This window comes from Vibrio sp. R10-SF1-ISO8 (assembly GCF_059833805.1).
Window position 1 is genome coordinate 77910 of sequence record NZ_JCBDHL010000015.1, and the last position, 18730, is coordinate 96639.

An 18730-nucleotide genomic window follows, 5' to 3' on the forward strand; every position below is an offset into this window, starting at 1 on the left:
CTTATGACCAATCGAATGGAGCTCTCTGGCACCATTGCCAAACCGCCCATTCGTAGTAAAAGCCCTAGTGGCATAGAACACTGTCGATTTTGGTTAGAGCATCGCTCTACTGTTATCGAAGCTGACTTACCGAGACAAGTTTATTGTCGTATGCCGGTTGTTGTTAGCGGGCAAAGGTCACAAGCATTAACTCAGAATTTAGTACAAGGCAGTAGCATTAAGGTAGGTGGCTTTGTCACTTATCAAACCGGCCGAAATGGCGTTGGTAAATTAGTGCTTCATGCCGACAACATTACTCAAATTTAAGATCAGGAGATAGCCCATGGCTCGTTTCTTCCGTCGTCGTAAATTCTGCCGTTTCACTGCAGAAGGCGTACAAGAGATTGATTACAAAGACGTAGCAACTCTTAAAAACTACATCACTGAAGCTGGTAAAATCGTACCTAGCCGTATCACTGGTACAAGCGCTAAGTACCAACGTCAACTAGCTCGCGCTATCAAGCGTTCACGCTACCTAGCTCTACTTCCGTACACTGACAAGCATCAGTAATCGGTTCGTTTTATAAAGAGGAATTAAACAATGCAAGTTATTCTACTTGATAAAATCGGTAAACTAGGTGCTCTAGGCGAAACTGTAAACGTTAAATCTGGCTACGCTCGTAACTTCCTTATCCCTCAAGGTAAAGCAGTTATGGCAACTAAAGCTAACGTTGAAATGTTCGAAGCACGTCGTGCTGAACTAGAAGCTAAAGCTGCTGAGCAACTAGCTGCTGCAGAAGCACGCGCTGAAAAGATCAACGCTCTTGAAGCTGTTGTTCTAGCGTCTAAAGCTGGTGACGAAGGTAAACTATTCGGTTCTATCGGTACTCGCGACATCGCTGATGCAATCACTGCAGCTGGCGTTGAAGTGGTTAAGAGCGAAGTTCGTCTTCCAGAAGGCGCACTACGTAACATCGGTGAGTTCGAGATCAGCGTTCAACTTCACTCTGAAGTTTTCGCGTCAGTTAACCTACAAGTTGTTGCTGCTGAATAATTCAGTATCAAGACGTATTTTAAAAGCACCTCTAAGAGGTGCTTTTTTTATATCTGTAGGATAGGAAAATCAGGGTCTTTGAGACTAGAAGGCAAATAGTAGATTGACCGAAAACATGCTGTCTGCTTTAAACAGTCCTTCTGGTACTTTATCGTGGTATTGGCGAGAGTAAGCCAGCTTTAGTGCGATCGTTTCTGTAATATTATTGGATACGCTTAAGTCGGTATCTGTTCGGGTGTTACTTCGCCCCGAGACGACAGTCACAGAGGCAGTCACTGAAAGATTTTCTAGCGCTTGCCATTTTGTGTTGAGATTGCCACGAAATATCCCTTCTTGAACAGTATCAGGAAAGATGATGTCGTCATCATCGATTTCATCTTTATTGGGCTCCTGATAGCGAAAACCGGGGCCAAACTCGAACTCCAGTAAGAAGGTTTCTGTGTTGGCAAATTGATAACCCAGACCGCCTGACAAGGTGTAATCTTTAAAGTAAGCGCTGTAACGTGAGTCAACACCATTGAAACTTCCATAAAGATAGGACTTAGGGCCTAACTTATAGTCGCTCTGGGCGCTGTAGCTTGATTGACGTTTATCTTCTTCACCATCTTTGTACAAAAGGTAGTACTTCCACTCACCGTTAGTACGGTGGCGGCCTTTAACATACTCAGCACTGAGTCGAGAGTTCAGTGAGCGGGAGTCGGAGTTTCCGCTGTGTGACTGGTAGCCAAACTCAACTTCTGAGCTCCAAGGGGAAGGAAGTTCAATATCCGTTTTGCTATGTCCTTCATCATCGGCATGGGCGAGCATAGAGCTCATAAGACCTGCACTCATTAGCCAAAATTTAGACACTCACTACCTCTATATTGATGAAACGAATGGCGCAATAGTAGATTTAAATTGACTGAATACCGTCAGCAATAGGTTAATTCTACATTAGAACTCTACAAAGTAACGCATTAGTAAAGACAAGCGCTGCATTCTCGTTATAATTAGCGATCTATAGCAAGTTGTTGAGCAAACCCATGGCCGAAGCGAAAGTAGATAATCGAAACAAAAAGTTTAACGATGCACAAGTTGATGCGATAAAAGTTCCTCCCCATTCGTTAGAGGCAGAGCAATCTGTCATCGGTGGTCTACTTCTTGATAATGAACGCTGGGACACCGTCGCAGAACGTGTCGTTGCTAAAGATTTCTATAGTCGTCCGCATCGACTTATCTTTGAGGGCGTTAAAGCTATCCTTGAAGACAATAAACCGCTCGACCTCATCACTCTGTCTGAGTTTCTCGAACTGCGTGAGCAGCTCGAAGATGTAGGTGGTTTTGCTTATCTTGCTGACTTAGTTAAGAACACACCGAGTGCGGCCAATATTAATGCTTATGCCGAGATTGTTGCTGAACGAGCTTTGGTTCGCGACCTGATTGGTGTGGCCAACGAAATTGCGGATGCTGGTTATGACCCTCAAGGGCGTGGTTCTGAAGACTTGCTCGATCTTGCTGAAAGTAAAGTTTTTGCCATTGCTGAGTCTAGAACCAACGAGAACGAAGGTCCGCAAAACGTCGATAACATCCTTGAGAAAACCCTCGAACGTATCGAACTGCTATACAAAACGCCACAAGATGGTGTAACCGGTGTTGATACCGGCTTTACCGACCTCAATAAGAAGACTGCTGGTCTGCAAGGCTCTGACTTAGTGATTGTTGCCGCGCGTCCATCTATGGGTAAAACCACTTTTGCGATGAACTTGTGTGAAAACGCAGCTATGGTGCAAGAAAAACCGGTGCTGATTTTCTCGCTAGAGATGCCTGCGGAACAGATCATGATGCGTATGTTAGCGTCGCTTTCTCGTGTCGACCAAACCAAGATTCGTACCGGTCAACTTGATGACGAGGATTGGGCGCGTATCTCTTCTACTATGGGTATCCTAATGGAGAAGAAGAACATGTACATCGATGACAGTTCAGGTCTAACTCCGACGGAAGTACGTTCTCGTGCTCGCCGTATTGCACGTGACCACGGTGGCCTATCAATGATCATGGTCGACTACCTTCAGTTAATGCGTGTACCTGCGCTGTCTGATAACCGTACCTTGGAAATCGCCGAGATTTCTCGCTCACTTAAAGCGCTAGCAAAAGAATTGAATGTCCCTGTAGTGGCACTTTCGCAGTTGAACCGTTCCCTAGAGCAACGTGCTGATAAACGCCCGGTCAACTCGGACCTCCGTGAATCAGGCTCTATCGAGCAGGATGCCGACTTGATCATGTTTATCTATCGTGACGAAGTATATAACCCAGACAGTTCAATGAAAGGCACGGCAGAGATTATTCTTGGTAAGCAACGTAACGGTCCTATCGGTTCGGTTCGCTTAACCTTCCAAGGTCAATGGTCACGCTTTGATAACTACGCAGGCCCTGCGTTTGATATGGATGACGAATAACGCATGAGCTACATGAAAGCAGCGACGGCGTTTATTAATCTCGAAGCGTTAGAGCACAATCTAAAACAGATTAAACAGCAAGCCCCAAACAGCAAAGTAATGGCGGTTGTGAAGGCTAATAGCTATGGTCATGGCCTGCGCCACATTGCTAAGAATGCCAAAGGTGCTGATGCTTTTGGCGTTGCCCGTATTGAAGAAGCACTTCAGCTAAGAGCGTGCGGTGTGGTTAAGCCCATTTTATTGCTTGAGGGTTTTTACTCTCAAGGCGACCTGCCTGTTCTGGTTACCAACAATATTCAAACCGTGGTTCACTGCGAAGAGCAGTTACAAGCGCTTGAACAAGCTGAGCTTGAGACGCCAGTGGTTGTTTGGCTCAAAACTGATAGCGGAATGCATCGTCTGGGTGTCAGACCAGAGCAGTACACAGAGTTTGTCACTCGCTTAAAAGCATGCCGCAATGTGGCTAAGCCACTGCGCTATATGAGCCATTTTGGTTGTGCTGATGAGTTAGATAAAGCGACCACCAATGAGCAAACCGAGCTGTTCCTGACTTTGACTGAAGGGTGTGAAGGGGAGCGTTCATTGGCTGCATCAGCTGGACTGCTTGCTTGGCCTGATAGCCAGCTAGACTGGGTTCGCCCTGGGATAATCATGTACGGCGTTTCTCCGTTTAATGATAAAACTGCTGAGCAGATGGGCTATCAACCAGTGATGACACTGAAATCGCATCTCATAGCGGTACGTGATGTTAAAGCCGGTGAAAGCGTCGGTTATGGCGGAATTTGGACTAGCCAGCGCGATACCAAAGTTGGTGTGATTGCGATTGGCTACGGTGATGGTTATCCAAGAACCGCACCAAATGGTACACCTGTACTGGTTAATGGACGTAAAGTGCCGATTGCAGGTCGAGTCTCGATGGATATGCTCACCGTTGATTTGGGGGTTGATGCACAAGATAAAGTTGGCGATGAGGCCATTCTATGGGGTAAAGATCTCCCCGCAGAAGAGGTAGCTCGCCATATAGGTACCATTGCTTACGAACTGGTGACCAAGCTAACATCACGTGTTGATATGGAATACTCCAACTGATTATGTATCAAAAAATCACGACAGTGCTGGCCTTAAGTGCCAGCCTTTTTGTTTCAAGCCCTGCGTTTAGTGAAGAGAAAGATTCGGCTTTTTTACCATTTTACTTCAGTACTGAAACTCTAGGTAATACCGTTGGTATTGCAGGGGTTGCAAAGGGGGTAGGGCAACCGCAAGCGGCCTTGTTTGGTGCGGCTTTGTACACAGACAAACAAAGCTATGTGACGTTTCTTTCCGCTTTCAACTATGCACTGACTGATCAGCTATTAGTTAGCTCTCAGCTATATAAAGCGCAATTTAATCAAAATCCCTACTACATAGGTGATCAAGGCAACAACGATTCAGTAGCGAGTGATAAGACGATCACTAATGGCTTAGAGCAGAACTACGAAGTAGAGTTTAAGTACCTATTACCCTGGGGTAATGTTGCACAAAATGGTCTACTTGGTGTCTTTCAGCCTATTCGCGATGTTAGCTTTGCCTCACCACTTGAGTCCGGGGTGAGCTCCATTAGCCTGACTCCTTTTTACTCCTCGCGCCGACTAGACATCAACAATACCACCGAGAAATCGACTGGATTTGAACTGATTCTTGATTGGGACAATCGCGATAGTGTACGTAACCCAACCAAAGGCTCACACACGGCGCTGACGACGACGGTTGGGGCACAAAGCTGGCAAAGTGAAGACCGCTGGACCAAGGTTGAGTTTCAAAATAGCCAGTACTATGCGTTAGGTCCATTGGGTGACCTATTTGATCAACAAGTCCTCGCATTTGATTTTTATACGGCTGATACTCCCAACTGGAACAATGAACGCCCCCCGGAGCAAGAACAGGTTAGTTTAGGTGGGTTGTATCGATTACGCGGTTATACCAGTGGGCGATTCCATGGGCGCAGTGCTGTGCATTATTCTGCAGAGTATCGAGTGCTCCCTGAATGGCAGCCTCTCGATGAGATTCCACTGATCAATTATTATGACTTACCGTGGTGGCAATGGGTATTTTTTGCCGAAGCGGGTCGAGTTGCTGATCAATACGATCTTAAGACGCTGCATAAAGACATGAAATGGAATTTAGGTGGAGCAGTGCGCTTTCAAGTAGAAGGGATCGTTGTACGCGCAGAGTACGCACAAGGCGCTGATGAAGGCACTTTCAGGGTGATGATCAACCAGCCTTTTTAGGACAACTAATCAAACGGAGCCGATGGCTCCGTTTTTTATATGCTTAGTACTGCTCGCCTTGTAAGGTTGCGATAATTGTCCGGCTGCCGCCGTAATCGCGATGCTCTCCCAAATAGACACCCTGCCATGTCCCGAGTGCCAGTCTGCCCTGACTAATCGGAATCATCACACTACAGCCTAATGTCGAGGCTTTAATATGAGCTGGCATATCATCATCCCCTTCGTAGGTGTGTTTGTAATACGGTGCACGCTCTGGAACAGAGTGATTGAAGTGCTTTTCCATATCGTGTCTCACGGTTGGGTCAGCGTTTTCATTGATGGTTAAGCTTGCCGATGTATGCTGAATAAATAGCTGTAATAAACCGACAGAATAGCCAGATATTTGAGGTAATTGTTGTTCAATTTCATCGGTGATTAGATGAAATCCGCGTTGCTTGGCTTGGAGTTGAATGATTTTTTGAGTCCACATATGGATGTCTGCTTACAAATTGAACTTGAGCTATCGTTAAGCTTGCTCTAGGTTAGTGATACAATCCTAAACGCTCATATGACGTTTGTTTAGTTTTGAAGCAGGGAACGTGACCTAACTCAATGTGAGTGAGAGTTGCCTACGTCATAATGTTCGCTTGAAAAAAAATTACAAAGTCTTGTTTTGTGGCATTTTGCCCTAACATACCTAATATTATTATTTTGCTTAATCGGGGATTCCACCAGTTTTCGCTAGGCTGTATGGAATAAAACCTACTGTAACATCGGGATAGTAACCATGTTGAAAAATATCAATCCAACGCAAACACAAGCTTGGAACGCGCTAACTGCGCACTTCGAATCTGCACAAGATATGGATCTAAAAGATCTGTTTGCACAAGATGCAGCACGTTTTGATAAATTCTCTACGCGTTTCGGCAATGACATTCTAGTTGATTACTCTAAAAACCTAATCAATGAAGAAACCATGAAGCACCTATTCGCATTAGCAAATGAGACTGAACTTAAAGCTGCAATCGAAGCGATGTTCAGTGGTGAAGCGATCAACCAAACAGAAGGTCGTGCAGTACTTCATACTGCACTACGTAACCGTAGCAACAAGCCAGTGATGGTTGGTGGCGAAGATGTGATGCCAGCAGTCAATGCAGTGCTCGAAAAAATGAAATCATTCACTGATCGTGTTATCGGCGGTGAGTGGAAAGGCTACACAGGCAAAGCGATTACTGACGTTGTGAACATCGGTATCGGTGGCTCTGACCTTGGTCCTTACATGGTGACGGAAGCGCTTGCACCATACACAAATCATCTAAACCTACACTTCGTTTCTAACGTTGATGGTACTCACATCGTTGAGACACTGAAGAAAGTAAACCCAGAAACGACGCTATTCTTGGTTGCATCTAAGACGTTTACTACGCAAGAAACCATGACCAACGCGCACAGTGCTCGTGACTGGTTCCTTGAGTCGGCAGGCGATGAAGCGCACGTAGCTAAGCACTTTGCTGCACTATCAACGAATGCTCCAGCAGTTTCTGAGTTTGGTATCGACACTGACAACATGTTTGAGTTCTGGGACTGGGTTGGTGGTCGTTACTCGCTATGGTCAGCGATCGGCCTTTCGATTGCACTAGCCGTTGGTTACGACAACTTTATTGAGCTACTTGATGGCGCTCATGAAATGGATAACCACTTTGCGTCGACTGAGCTAGAAAGTAACATTCCAGTTATCCTTGCTCTAGTTGGTCTATGGTATAACAACTTCCACGGCGCTGAGTCTGAAGCAATCTTGCCATACGATCAGTATATGCACCGTTTTGCTGCTTACTTCCAGCAAGGCAACATGGAATCTAACGGTAAGTATGTGGACCGTGACGGTAACGCAGTGACTTACCAAACTGGCCCAATCATCTGGGGTGAACCAGGTACTAATGGTCAGCACGCGTTCTACCAACTAATTCACCAAGGCACTAAGCTGATCCCATGTGACTTCATTGCTCCTGCTCTAAGCCACAACCCTGCGGGCGATCACCACCAGAAGCTAATGTCTAACTTCTTTGCTCAAACAGAAGCACTAGCATTTGGTAAAGATGAAGCAACAGTGAAAGCTGAATTTGCCAAAGCAGGTAAGAGTGAAGAAGAAGCGGCGACACTAACACCGTTCAAAGTATTTGAAGGTAATCGCCCAACTAACTCAATCCTAGTGAAGCAAATTACTCCGCGTACGCTAGGTAACTTGATTGCGATGTACGAGCACAAGATTTTTGCTCAAGGCGTTATCTGGAATATCTTCAGTTTTGACCAGTGGGGGGTTGAGCTAGGTAAACAGCTAGCTAACCAAATCCTACCTGAGCTTGCAGATGAGTCGGCAATCAGCTCACACGATAGCTCGACTAATGGTCTGATTAACGCATTTAAAGCGTTCAAAGCCTAATAGCCGTCATACTTGAAGCGGCAGCGTTGTTGACTGCGTAAGTTCACCCAAATCGAATAGAGCCCCTATGCTCATTGGGCTGAACTTACTTGTCGCCTAGCTGCCACTCCAATTATTTAGGCTATCCAAATCTTATGACGCCAACCTTAGGGTTGGCGTTTTTGTTTTGGAAAGCGGGAACGCTGCGCTTCTGGATAACTGGTTCGGACTTCGTCCTGCTAGAAAACGAGAGTTGATATCCTGCTAACCTCAAGCGATGATAGCTCTCCAGCTCTCCAGCTTCCCCTAAACCGTCGTATCTACACTCGGCTGAGCGTCTGTGCTGGCGGTAAATTTCTGGCTTAATAGGGCAACCATTTGATCGTAATATTGCATGTTGGGTTTGTTACCAAGCAATTTACATAGCTCATTGCCAGTTGGGCTGAAACGATAGTAAAGCAAGCGTACACCTTTGCCGTGGGCTTGAAGTGAAAGCTTTTTACCTTGGTAGGTTAACGGAAGTGGAGAATCGAGCTCAATTTCCCCCGATTCTAATTCTGTTCCATGCATTAAACCGAGTTCAAATAACACTAGCAGGCTAGAGTAGGGCAGTTGAAAGTTGCCGACGTTGATATTACCGGTGATGTTGCGCTTACCGAAACTGAAGATACCACCTTGGGCTCGATAACCGACTAGTAACTTGCGGCTGTTATCACCACCAAAACTACAGGCAAGTGCGGCGGCGCGTTGGAGAATTTGCGCTTCTTTTGGTGTCATGTCTTGCAGGACTTTCAACGCTTTCATTGAGGTTGAACCAGGATTGGTCACTTCGCGTTTTAAGACCTGAGCCCATAGGCGCTGCATGGAGTGATTGTGGACTTCTTGCGCCATATCGAAAAAGCGATACAACCAATCTTGGTCAGGATCACCTGCGGTTTCATCTTTACAAGAGATATGAGCAAGCTTAAGAATTTGCTCGAGATTTTTCTGTCTTAGCTCTTTACGCTTGCGTTCACGAACCAAAGCCCGCTCAAGCATGCTTTTTTCAGGTTTTTCACTCTGTAGTAGTGCATCTAAGCCATAGGTTTGAGCAATGTTAAGCACGCGGCTGGCGCTGTCTTTGATATAACTCGACTTTTTTTCGTGTCGGTTAGATTGTTCCGATTGGTGATCAATGATTACCGGCTTGCTCGTCTCAGACATGCTATTTCCTTAGCCATCAGATGCTTAACGTTAAGTATAAACTGTACCTCGGAACGCGTAAGCCTGCCAGAAAAAGACTGTGAGCCAGTTTATAAAAATATCGCTATCATAAATGATAACAAGTTGTTAAAATTGTTATCATTAATTTTGAGGGGCTTATGAAGTATTTCAATGAGAATAAACTGAAAAAGCACCTGTCAATTGCCCTACTGTTACTAGTTTACCTAGGTGTACTGAGCTATCTTTCTAGCTATTTGTCCTAAGATTGGCAATTAACAGGCTGCTTATTTTTATTAACAATTAGTAGTCATCGTACTCGGCGATTTCTGTGCCTTGTATGACGTAACCTGTTTGTGCTAATTCATGGCTAACTGTTTCTGTTTTTAGCGTTCCTATTACATAAATGACGTCCCAAAGCTGCTGTACTGGCGCGCCTTTAGGGAAGTTTACGTAGATAATTTGGTTTGGCGGCGGTGGTGGCACGTGGATGCATGCTCCAAAATATGGCACGAGCAGAAACTCTGTCACCATATTTGCATCCCCTTCAAGAGGGATTACAAAGCCTGGGATCTTTACCTTACTGCCGTTCAGCTCTTGCCTTACACTGCCGACCATAGATTGTTCCATACTCCCGCCAGAGTGATCGATAGCTGGCATTCCATAAGAATCAAACTGGTTGCGCTCACTTTCTGGGATGAGATCAATCCATTCTAAGGTAAGTGTGTCTTCTGCTTGAGTACTGAAGCTTGCTAGACCTAAGGTCATCAAGGTCATCAGTATCATGAGTAGTCTTTTCATAATCTAAACTCTTATTGTCATACCGTCGCTGAGCGATTGGCGATATGCTCTAAATGCGGGAATAAAGCCGATAATAGTACCTGCCAGTTGCACTGCCGCCAACAACATCCATTCATAGTGAGATAAAGCGCTCATCTGCAGGTTAATGCCATAACTTTGTTGAATTATTGGCCCAGCAACCGTGAGCATGGCGTATAGACCGATAATCCCAACCAGTAAGCCTATAAACGTTAGGACACTCGCTTCCAAAATCAACAGGCTAAATACATGCCTTGGTCTTGCCCCCATAGCGCGTAGGATGGCCATTTCTCGACGACGCTCTTGCAAGCTAGTGAGCAGGCTCGACAACATACCGAGTAAACCTGCGACAACGACAAATATCGATACTGCCATTAACGCTTGTTCAGCCACCGACATCATGCCCCACAATTCATGTAGAGCAACGCCTGGAAGAATCGCGCTGAGCGGTTCTTTGGGATAAGTATTGATTTGTCTCTGCAAGGCGAAAGTTTGTATCTTAGATTTTAAACCAAGCAACATAGCGGTGATCTGCTTTGGTTGGAAGTTCATTGCTTCCAATTGTTCTGCGCTTGGGTTGTTACCTAAGTTTGCGCCTGACTCCCAGCCCACATGAATAGCTTCGATGGCTTCCAATGAAACGTGCACGGTTTTATCGACTGGTGTCCCCGTAGGAGCCAAGATTCCAACCACTCTAAATGGGGTATTGTCATGACGACTAAAGCCCACATCGCTGATGCCATGGGCAATGATCATTTCGCTGCCGATGGTGTAGTCCAAGGAACGCGCGACCTCGGCACCAATCACGGCGTCAAAAAGTCCTTCAAATGGTTTGCCTTGGATAAACGCGAGGTTCTGCTTCTGACCATAACGATAATGCTCAAAGTAGCTATGGTTGGTCCCCATGACTCGAAAGCCTTTGTGGGAGTCGCCAAGTGAAATTGGAATTGCCCACTTTACCGCGCGATGTTGGCTAAATTCCTGATAACTCTTCCAATCAATATTGTTGGTTGCATTACCGATGCGAAACACTGAATAAAGCAACAGATTCACTTGACCAGAACGACCACCAACAATCAAGTCAGTGCCAGAAATCGTATTGGCAAAACTGTCTTTTGCTTGTGTGCGAATACGTTCGACCCCAAGTAATAAAATGACCGAAATCGCCACCGTTAGGATAGTAAGAATGGCGGTGACTTTACGGTTGCGCACACTTTTCCAAGCTAGGGTAAGCGTCGGTGTCATTGGTGACCTCCTGCTTGGTTTAACTGTTGAAGATTAATGGTGCGATCAAATAGCGGTTCTAATGTCGGGTCATGGCTTACAAATAGTAGCGTTGACTCAGCTTGGTTCACTTGGTCAAGTAACAGCTCGATAAAGGCGGTACGGTTGTCATAATCGAGTGATGACGTTGGCTCGTCTGCGATGATCACTTTGGGTTTACCGATCAGGGCGCGCGCTGCCGCGACTCTTTGTTGTTGTCCAATACTGAGTTCAACGACAGGTTTATCGAGCAGCTCAGAGGGTAAACGCAGTTTTTCGAGCAATTGCTTAGCATTAGAGAGCAAATCTCCGTCGACTTGCTGACGGCGTAAGGTAGAAAACTGACAAGGTAAGGTGACGTTTTCAATCACGCTTAAATATGGCAGCAAGTTAAACTGTTGAAAAATATAACCGATATGGTTGGCGCGAAATTTGTCTCGTCGGCTACCTGACATTTGCGTCAGGTTTTCGCCTAATACAGCCACTTGTCCGGAAGTAGCCGTGTTTATCCCTGTTAGTAAGCCAAGCAGCGTTGACTTACCACATCCACTAGGTCCTTTAATGAATAGGTGTTCGCCCTGTTGAATCGTTAGAGAGGGGATCTCTAGTGTGGCAGACTCATTACCTGGCCAAGTAAATTGGACTTGATTGAGCTCAACCACAGGTCGATGGCATTTAGTATCCATTATTTGTTTCCAATCGTGAGAGAGGAGCGGCTCAGCATGGCTAAGCCGCTTTGTCTATTAAAGAGAAATCTTAGTCTCGCCTTTGCCAAGCTCAAGAGCAGCTTGTTTGGTATCAGTTAGCACGTTGATTTTTAATGACTCTGTACTTGGGAACTGTGAGAACCACTGAGTTTCAATGCTGCTTAGTTTCGTCACGTCGCTGCAATCGAAGTGGTATTCAATTGTGAACTCCCCATGGCCGCCGTGCTCATGATCGTGGTCTTCGTGGTGGTCATGGTCTTTATGGTTATCGTGGTCATGATCGTGACCTTCGTGATTATGGCCATCTTCATGCTTGTCTTTATCATGAGCATGTTCATCATGGTGGTCGTGGTCGTGGTCGTGGTCGTGGTCGTGGTCGTGGTCGTCATGATGATCGTGACCTTTGTGATCGTCATGGTCATCACCACCTAGTGTATGGCTAACCGATTGGTGTTCAACTTTACAACCTGCTGCTTTAGCAAGCGTGAAAATGTTAGAAGCTTGCTCCAATTTTGCTACAGCATCTTCAAGCTGATGTTTTTGCTCATCCGTTTTTGGAGCGTGCTCAAAACCAACCACATCGGCGCCTGGAGCAGTGATCTCCATAAGCAGCTCATTGCCATCTTGGGCAATATTAATTTCCACTTGACCGTGCACATGCGCACCGTGTTGACGGTAGCCTTCTTCTGCATGCGCCATTGAGCTAATTGCTAGTGTGATTCCTAGAGCGATTGGAGTTACGTTTTTCATTTTAAGTCCTGATTATAAATTTGAGTAATGTTGTGCTATCCACCTAATGTGAATACGATTTATTGCAAATGATGAATCAATATCAGGACAGTGGCGGTGAACGTGGCAAGTAAGCAAAACTCACTGCCTCATTGTAGTGATATGCCGTAAATGGAGAAAAGTACTCACTGACTGTCGGTGCAGTGATGATAAGGGATGCGGGAGCTGCACCATGTAGTCCGCTGGCAAACAGCTGGCAGTGATGCTCTTTGTGGTGTGCTGAAGAGAGATCGTACTGATGATCAATAAACGCAAAGTTGAGCCATAGCACAAGGACGATTGCTAAAAATGCAAGCGCTGAAATGCGTTGGAGAAGAAAGCGATTTTGAAGCACGATGAAAGCACGATACAGAAAGTGGAGTTGTTATACTATAACAACTCCACTTCAAAGGGGGAAGTAAACTAAACTTTGTTTAAAGGTTTTGTTTGACTAGTGTAAGTACTTGTTGAATCTCGCTTTCATCTAGCGCGCCTTCTTTTACAAACAGTACTTTACCTTGTTTATCTTGCACTATGATCGCAGACGACTCTTCAGCCAGTTGCCAAGCGCTGGCTACCGTACCGTCCTCATCAAGTACCATTGAAGACCAAGGGAACTCTTTTTTGCTGTCTTCCGCCGAAGATTTTACAAATGATCCCGTACCCCAAATCGAATCATCTTGGTTAATGATCGATGTGGTCTGGTAGCTTTGCTCCGGGAATTTAGCCGCAGTAATTGCCGCCATTAACGGAGCATTGAGTTCTTTCGAGCTGCTGCGCCCTGCAATAGCTTGAATGACACGAACTTTGCCTTGCATATCGGTCGTCGCCCAAGCTTGGAAAGCGGTTTTATCTCCTTGCAGAACGATTTCACCATGGCTTGCTACCGCCACTTCAGGCACGGCTTGCCCGACAGTGATGTTGTGAGCAAAAGCGAAAGCTGGAGAGCACGCGATTGCCAGAGTAAGAAGGGTTTTATTTTTCATTATGTTATTTCCTTTTGAATGTGCGCAAAAAGTATATACCCAAATTTAAGGTGCGGAGAAAACTCTCTCAGATAACACTGGTCTGATGTCACATTGTTAACAAAATGCTATACATTAAATACGCATCCGGTATAATACCTACGAGTTCTAAGGAATAGAACCAAGCAATCAGTTCGAATTGCATCACAAAAGGATATTGGAGTCGTTATGCTGCGTGAATTTACTATTTATCGTCCTCGTCAAGTTGCTCGTTTTGTTAAGACTTTGTTTAAAGGACAGTTTGTTATCTCTGGAGTTGGAATGTTTACTTTCGACAATGGAAAAGTTTTACTGCCAGACGTGAAAGATCCACAAAAGTTAACTACCTATAAAGAGATCAATCAGGCGATTGCTTTATTGCCAGTCTAAGTTTTGGTTCTCTTCCAAATTACGAATTATTGAAAAGTCGCCTCATTGGCGGCTTTTGTCGTTTATAGCCGGTATGACATTGCCAACCCTTCCTTCCTCTAACTTGCCGCTTCTTTACTTCAATGAGTAAAACTTTCACGCCAACAGGTTGAATTTGCGGCTATATTGTTAATAAGCAACATTGTGCTTATTAACAACAAACGACAATCAAACGTGACTAGTGGCTATGGACCCTCTTTTTATTCTGTTATGTACGCTACTTGTCCTCTTGATGCAGGTTGGTTTTCTGTTTCTAGAGGCAGGCACGGTACGTAAAAAAAACACTGCTAATGTGGCTGCCAAAAACCTTATCGATTTGGCGGTGGTCCTGATCCTTTATTGGCTCGTTGGCTACGGTGTTATGTTTGGTGAATCGATGGACGGTTATCTAGGGACTAGCCATTTTTTACTTGGGCATTTTGAAGGTTTAGATGACGGAGCATTCTTTGTCTTTCAAATGGTGTTTTGTGCAACTTCGGTGACGATCATTTCTGGGGCAATTGCCGAAAGAGGAAGTTTAAAGGGTTACATTGCCTTATCCATTTTTGTCGCCGCTGTTGTTTATCCTGTTATTGGGCATTGGGTGTGGAGTGACAATGGATGGCTTGCACAACGAGGCTTCGTTGATTTTGCTGGTTCGACAGTGGTCCATTCTGTCGGTGGTTGGGCGGCGTTAGCGGCGATCATGATTATTGGACCTAGGCTGAATCGGTTTGTCGAAGGACATAATTTTAACCACAGCAGTTTAGTACAAAGTGTCGCAGGGGTGGTTTTTCTATGGATAGGTTGGCTTGGCTTTAATGCGGGTAGCTCGCTGCATTTTGACGCTAACGTGTTCAATATTGTCCTCAATACCATTCTAGCGGGGGCTGCTGGTGGTCTTATGTCAGCAATGTACTCTTTACATAAAACCAATAGAGTACACATTCCTAACTTCTACAACGGCATCTTATCAGGGTTAGTCTCCATTACCGCAAGCTGTAATTTTGTTGATGGCCTCTCATCGGTACTTATTGGCTCACTTGGAGCTTTGATTTCACTTTCGGTTGGTCGATTGTTAGTGATGAAAAAGATTGATGATGTGGTTGATGCAGTGCCTGTCCATCTAGCAAGTGGCATCTGGGGCACTATCGCCTTAGCGCTGTTTGTTCCTAAGTCGTTGATTACAGATACCTTGCTGATGAGCGATAGAATGGAGTTGCTATGGAGCCAGGTATTTGGTGTCAGTGTCGTGGCGGCTTCTGTATTTCCTCTCTGTTACCTTGTTTTCTCTCTGATAAACAAGGTACTTCCTCTTCGCGTTGGACAAGAAGAGGAGATCGTCGGGCTGAATATTTCATCTCACCAAGCCAGCAGCGACCTCTATGACTTGGTTACTGTGATGCAAAATCAAGAAGAGAGCGGTGATTTCAGCCAACGTGTCGATTATGACCCAACGTCAGAGATTGGCATGATTGCCCGCCAATACAATCGAGTTCTTTCTCGTTTTGAAACTGCTTTGGTCAAAGCAACCCAAAAACACAGTGCATTATTGCAAACTAACCAAAGACTTAAATCGATGGAATCACGAGTACAAAAAAGTGAAAAGCTTTCAAGCCTCGGTCAGATAAGCTCGGGATTAGTGCGGGAGATAAACGAACCGATTGGTTATGTGTTGAGTAACATCAAAACACTTAAAGACTACAATAAATTTTTTAGGTTGCTGGTTACTGAATACAAAGCGTTTGCTGCCACCGTTTCTCAACACCCTGTGGTGGCTAATGAAGTGCTGCAACGGATTGATAAAATATGCGAAGAGGAAGATTTAGAGTTTGTCCTCGAAGATAGTGAAGAGCTAATCGATGCCACATCTGAGGGGGCGAGTAAAATAGAGAAGATCCTGTCGAATGTGCGCACATTCTCAGAGTTCGGAGATGAGAAATTTGAGCTTAAAGACATCAATGTTCTGGTTTCTGCTGCGGTGGAAAAAGTCGCTGCTACTTTGCCACTGAGCTGTAAATTGCTTGAGTCTTATGAGGCAAAATTGCCTATGGTCTCTTGTAGCCCATATCAAATTGAGCAGTTGTGCAGTAACGTTCTCTTGAATTCTATTCAGGCCATCGGTGAAGATCGTGGCGCAATAAAAGTCACCACTAGCAACGAAGGTAATCATGTGGTTGTGTCGATTATCGACAGTGGTGTGGGCATTAAGGAAGAATACCAAACTAAGGTGTTTGAGCCATTTTTCACAACGTTTGGTAGTCAAGGTCATGCAGGGCTAGGACTATCGATTTGTTATGGAATCGCCACCAATCACGGTGGCTCGTTAAGTTTATTGAGTAAACAGGCAAAAGGAACCAAAGTGACCTTGCGCTTACCAATGCCACTTGATGAGTGATAAAGGAGAGGCGTATGGCTGATAAGGGACTGACGAAGCTACTGGTGGTGGATGATGAGGTTCATATTACTAAATCTCTTAGCCGCTTACTGAGAAAAGAGTATCAAGTTATCGCCTTTAACAATCCTCTCGAAGCTTTGGTTTACCTTGGTGAAAATGAAGTTGCGATTATTATGTCTGACATGCGCATGCCTGGGATGGGAGGAGCCCGCTTTTTAAGCGAATCCGTATTGATCCAACCTCATGCGATACGTATAGCGTTCTCTGGTGGGGTCGACTATCGGACCTTAGTCAGTGCAATTAATGAAGGACAAATTCATCATGTTCTTGCTAAGCCTTGGGACACCGATGAGCTCAAAGAGCTGCTGGGCAAAATGGCCACTCAGTACCAGATGAATATAGGCCTAAAGCAGCATGCGCAACATTTGGATCATGAAAACCGTACTTTTAGTGAAGAAAATAGTCAGTTGCTAACCTCATCCACCGAAACTCAGATGCAGTTAGTTGAGCTAAAACAGCGATATGATCAACTTCTATCACGTTATCAGAGCATTAGCCAAGACTCTCAGAGGGTGCTAATAGCAGGAGCTGTGGCTCACTCTTGGTATGAGGAGTGTGATTTGCAACGCGTCGCTTTACATGCCAAGCAATTAGCGCTTTCCATGTGTTTGCCACCTAAGATCGTCAATCTGGTTTATCGTTGTGCTCAACTACATCCGATTGGCTTGTTGTTCTCATCTTTGAGTGAAGTGCCTGCCAATTTCGCTAATCATCATCTAGCACCATGCTGTTTTGGCTCGATAGCTTATGAAGTGTTAAGTGACAGCTCGCACTTAAAAGAGGTGGTTATGGGAATCAAGCATCAAGATGAGAATGTCAATGGGACGGGTTACCCACAGCATCTCACGCAAGCTGATATTCCGCTTATCGCCAAAATTGTTCGTGTAGTGAAGGATTATGACTTTCTAACGGTGACTCATCATCAGCCTAAAAATCGCTGCTCCCCAGCACAAGCCGCTCTTAAACTGCAAGAGTTATCTGATGTTCACTATGACGCTGCAATTGTGAAAGCCTACTTAAAAATGGTTTCGACAAAGCTGCAAAATAATGACAATACGATGGAATATTCTGTTCCGTTGCGCGAGCTTAAAGTCGGAGACGAACTTAAACGAGATGTACGTTTGACCAATGGTCAGGTGTTGATCAAGCGGGGCAGCATGCTCACTGATGAGATGCTGCAACGTTTAATAGGGTTAGAGAAGCAAAATCAACATTATTTTGCTTATGTTGTTTAGCCGTGAGAGTTATTCTTGGCATGATCAACTAGGTGGAAAACACACTCCAGTTCCCCCCAAACCACAGTAGCCGTTCGGGTTTTTAGCTAGGTATTGCTGGTGGTAATTTTCAGCGTAGTAGTATTTACCTGCGGGTAAAATCTCTGTGGTGATCTCACTACTGTCGTCACCGAGTAGAGCTTGATAGGCCTGCTTAGATGCTAGCGCTGCTTGGTACTGTTCGTCACTATATACATAGATCGCAGAACGGTATTGGGTACCACGGTCATTGCCTTGTCTCATTCCTTGAGTTGGGTCATGCTTCTCCCAGAAAGTTTGCAATAGCTGTTTTAGGCTGATGATACTTGGGTCGAAAACGACACGTACAATCTCTGTATGGCCAGTTTGTCCGCTGCATACCTCTTCATAGGTTGGGTTAGGCGTATAACCTCCTGCGTAGCCAACTGAGGTACTTACCACGCCATCAAGTTGCCAGAACAGGCGCTCGGCACCCCAAAAGCAGCCCATTCCCAGTAGAATTTTCTCGCAACCTTCTGCTGGTTCTGCAGTCAAACGGGTTTGATTGACGAAATGAATGTCATCGAGAGCAAGTGGAGTCTCTCGTCCAGGGAGTGCTTGCTGGGCGGTAATCATGGTTTGTTTGTCGAGCATCGTGATTTCCTTGTTAGAGTATTTTTCATATAGACCGCCTAATTCACTGTTTTCGTACAGACTTATTTTTTTAGTGGCGGTATT

The 18730-nt window shown here is 45.1% G+C and carries 20 protein-coding genes; 10 read left to right on the forward strand and 10 right to left on the reverse strand.

Annotated elements, in window-relative coordinates:
• Positions 1-3: 3 nt before the first annotated feature.
• From priB to rplI, 3 genes are read left to right on the forward strand one after another with little or no spacing between them, the layout of a single operon-like run.
• On the forward strand, positions 4-306 hold the full coding sequence (gene priB / locus AC6R00_RS11330; protein ID WP_049844443.1) for a primosomal replication protein N: 303 nt from the start codon (positions 4-6) through the stop codon (positions 304-306).
• A gap of 16 nt (positions 307-322) precedes the next feature.
• Positions 323-550: a 30S ribosomal protein S18 gene (gene rpsR, locus AC6R00_RS11335; protein WP_000090472.1), complete on the forward strand. Its 228-nt coding sequence runs from the start codon at positions 323-325 to the stop codon at positions 548-550.
• Positions 551-580: 30 nt separating this feature from the next.
• Positions 581-1033 carry a 50S ribosomal protein L9 gene (gene rplI / locus AC6R00_RS11340; RefSeq protein WP_004747108.1) on the forward strand — a complete coding sequence of 151 codons (453 nt, stop codon included), beginning with the start codon at positions 581-583 and terminating at the stop codon, positions 1031-1033.
• Positions 1034-1117: 84 nt separating this feature from the next.
• Here rplI and AC6R00_RS11345 read toward each other — a convergent pair whose 3' ends face one another.
• Positions 1118-1840 carry a DUF481 domain-containing protein gene (locus AC6R00_RS11345; protein WP_050809771.1) on the reverse strand — a complete coding sequence of 241 codons (723 nt, stop codon included), beginning with the start codon at positions 1838-1840 and terminating at the stop codon, positions 1118-1120.
• A gap of 215 nt (positions 1841-2055) precedes the next feature.
• On the opposite strand from AC6R00_RS11345, the gene AC6R00_RS11350 reads away from it, so the two are divergent.
• Genes AC6R00_RS11350 through AC6R00_RS11360 form a run of 3 tightly spaced genes read left to right on the forward strand, consistent with a single transcriptional unit; the run spans position 2056 to position 5735 of the window.
• A complete protein-coding gene (locus AC6R00_RS11350) occupies positions 2056-3468 on the forward strand; it encodes a replicative DNA helicase (protein WP_004747112.1) in 1413 nt (470 codons plus the stop codon).
• A 3-nt stretch (positions 3469-3471) separates the two neighbouring features.
• Positions 3472-4557, forward strand: coding sequence for an alanine racemase (gene alr / locus AC6R00_RS11355; protein WP_500640463.1), 1086 nt, complete (start codon positions 3472-3474; stop codon positions 4555-4557).
• A gap of 2 nt (positions 4558-4559) precedes the next feature.
• Positions 4560-5735 (forward strand): BamA/TamA family outer membrane protein, encoded by a 1176-nt coding sequence (locus AC6R00_RS11360; protein WP_500640464.1) that lies wholly within the window; start codon positions 4560-4562, stop codon positions 5733-5735.
• Between the two features lie 43 nt (positions 5736-5778).
• Here the strand turns inward: AC6R00_RS11360 and AC6R00_RS11365 are convergent, their stop codons facing one another.
• A complete protein-coding gene (locus AC6R00_RS11365; RefSeq protein ID WP_500640465.1) occupies positions 5779-6204 on the reverse strand; it encodes a secondary thiamine-phosphate synthase enzyme YjbQ in 426 nt (141 codons plus the stop codon).
• A gap of 297 nt (positions 6205-6501) precedes the next feature.
• Here AC6R00_RS11365 and pgi point away from each other — a divergent pair, with 297 nt between their 5' ends.
• A complete protein-coding gene (gene pgi, locus AC6R00_RS11370; RefSeq protein WP_500640466.1) occupies positions 6502-8154 on the forward strand; it encodes a glucose-6-phosphate isomerase in 1653 nt (550 codons plus the stop codon).
• A 285-nt stretch (positions 8155-8439) separates the two neighbouring features.
• On the opposite strand, the gene AC6R00_RS11375 is transcribed toward pgi, so the two are convergent.
• From AC6R00_RS11375 to AC6R00_RS11405, 7 genes are all read right to left on the reverse strand, one after another.
• Positions 8440-9336: a TIGR03899 family protein gene (locus AC6R00_RS11375; protein ID WP_500640467.1), complete on the reverse strand. Its 897-nt coding sequence runs from the start codon at positions 9334-9336 to the stop codon at positions 8440-8442.
• A gap of 300 nt (positions 9337-9636) precedes the next feature.
• Positions 9637-10110, reverse strand: coding sequence for a DUF3299 domain-containing protein (locus AC6R00_RS11380; protein WP_500640539.1), 474 nt, complete (start codon positions 10108-10110; stop codon positions 9637-9639).
• 27 nt (positions 10111-10137) lie between these two features.
• Positions 10138-11397: an ABC transporter permease gene (locus tag AC6R00_RS11385; RefSeq protein ID WP_500640468.1), complete on the reverse strand. Its 1260-nt coding sequence runs from the start codon at positions 11395-11397 to the stop codon at positions 10138-10140.
• Entirely contained in the window at positions 11394-12101 is a 708-nt protein-coding gene (locus AC6R00_RS11390; RefSeq protein WP_500640469.1) for an ABC transporter ATP-binding protein, read from the reverse strand. The genes AC6R00_RS11385 and AC6R00_RS11390 overlap by 4 nt, the downstream gene beginning before the upstream one ends.
• Positions 12102-12158: 57 nt before the next feature.
• On the reverse strand, positions 12159-12872 hold the full coding sequence (gene zrgA / locus AC6R00_RS11395; RefSeq protein ID WP_500640470.1) for a zinc uptake protein ZrgA: 714 nt from the start codon (positions 12870-12872) through the stop codon (positions 12159-12161).
• Between the two features lie 82 nt (positions 12873-12954).
• Positions 12955-13245, reverse strand: coding sequence for a DUF2607 family protein (locus AC6R00_RS11400; protein WP_500640471.1), 291 nt, complete (start codon positions 13243-13245; stop codon positions 12955-12957).
• Between the two features lie 79 nt (positions 13246-13324).
• A complete protein-coding gene (locus tag AC6R00_RS11405; RefSeq protein WP_500640472.1) occupies positions 13325-13876 on the reverse strand; it encodes a YtfJ family protein in 552 nt (183 codons plus the stop codon).
• 207 nt (positions 13877-14083) lie between these two features.
• Between AC6R00_RS11405 and AC6R00_RS11410 the strand changes: the two genes are divergently transcribed.
• From AC6R00_RS11410 to AC6R00_RS11420, 3 genes are all read left to right on the forward strand, one after another.
• Entirely contained in the window at positions 14084-14284 is a 201-nt protein-coding gene (locus AC6R00_RS11410; RefSeq protein ID WP_500640473.1) for a DUF1107 family protein, read from the forward strand.
• A gap of 226 nt (positions 14285-14510) precedes the next feature.
• Positions 14511-16700 (forward strand): ammonium transporter, encoded by a 2190-nt coding sequence (amt, locus tag AC6R00_RS11415; RefSeq protein ID WP_500640474.1) that lies wholly within the window; start codon positions 14511-14513, stop codon positions 16698-16700.
• 14 nt (positions 16701-16714) lie between these two features.
• A complete protein-coding gene (locus AC6R00_RS11420) occupies positions 16715-17995 on the forward strand; it encodes an HD domain-containing phosphohydrolase (RefSeq protein WP_500640475.1) in 1281 nt (426 codons plus the stop codon).
• 24 nt (positions 17996-18019) lie between these two features.
• On the opposite strand, the gene msrA is transcribed toward AC6R00_RS11420, so the two are convergent.
• Entirely contained in the window at positions 18020-18646 is a 627-nt protein-coding gene (gene msrA / locus AC6R00_RS11425; protein WP_500640476.1) for a peptide-methionine (S)-S-oxide reductase MsrA, read from the reverse strand.
• Positions 18647-18730: the final 84 nt, after the last annotated feature.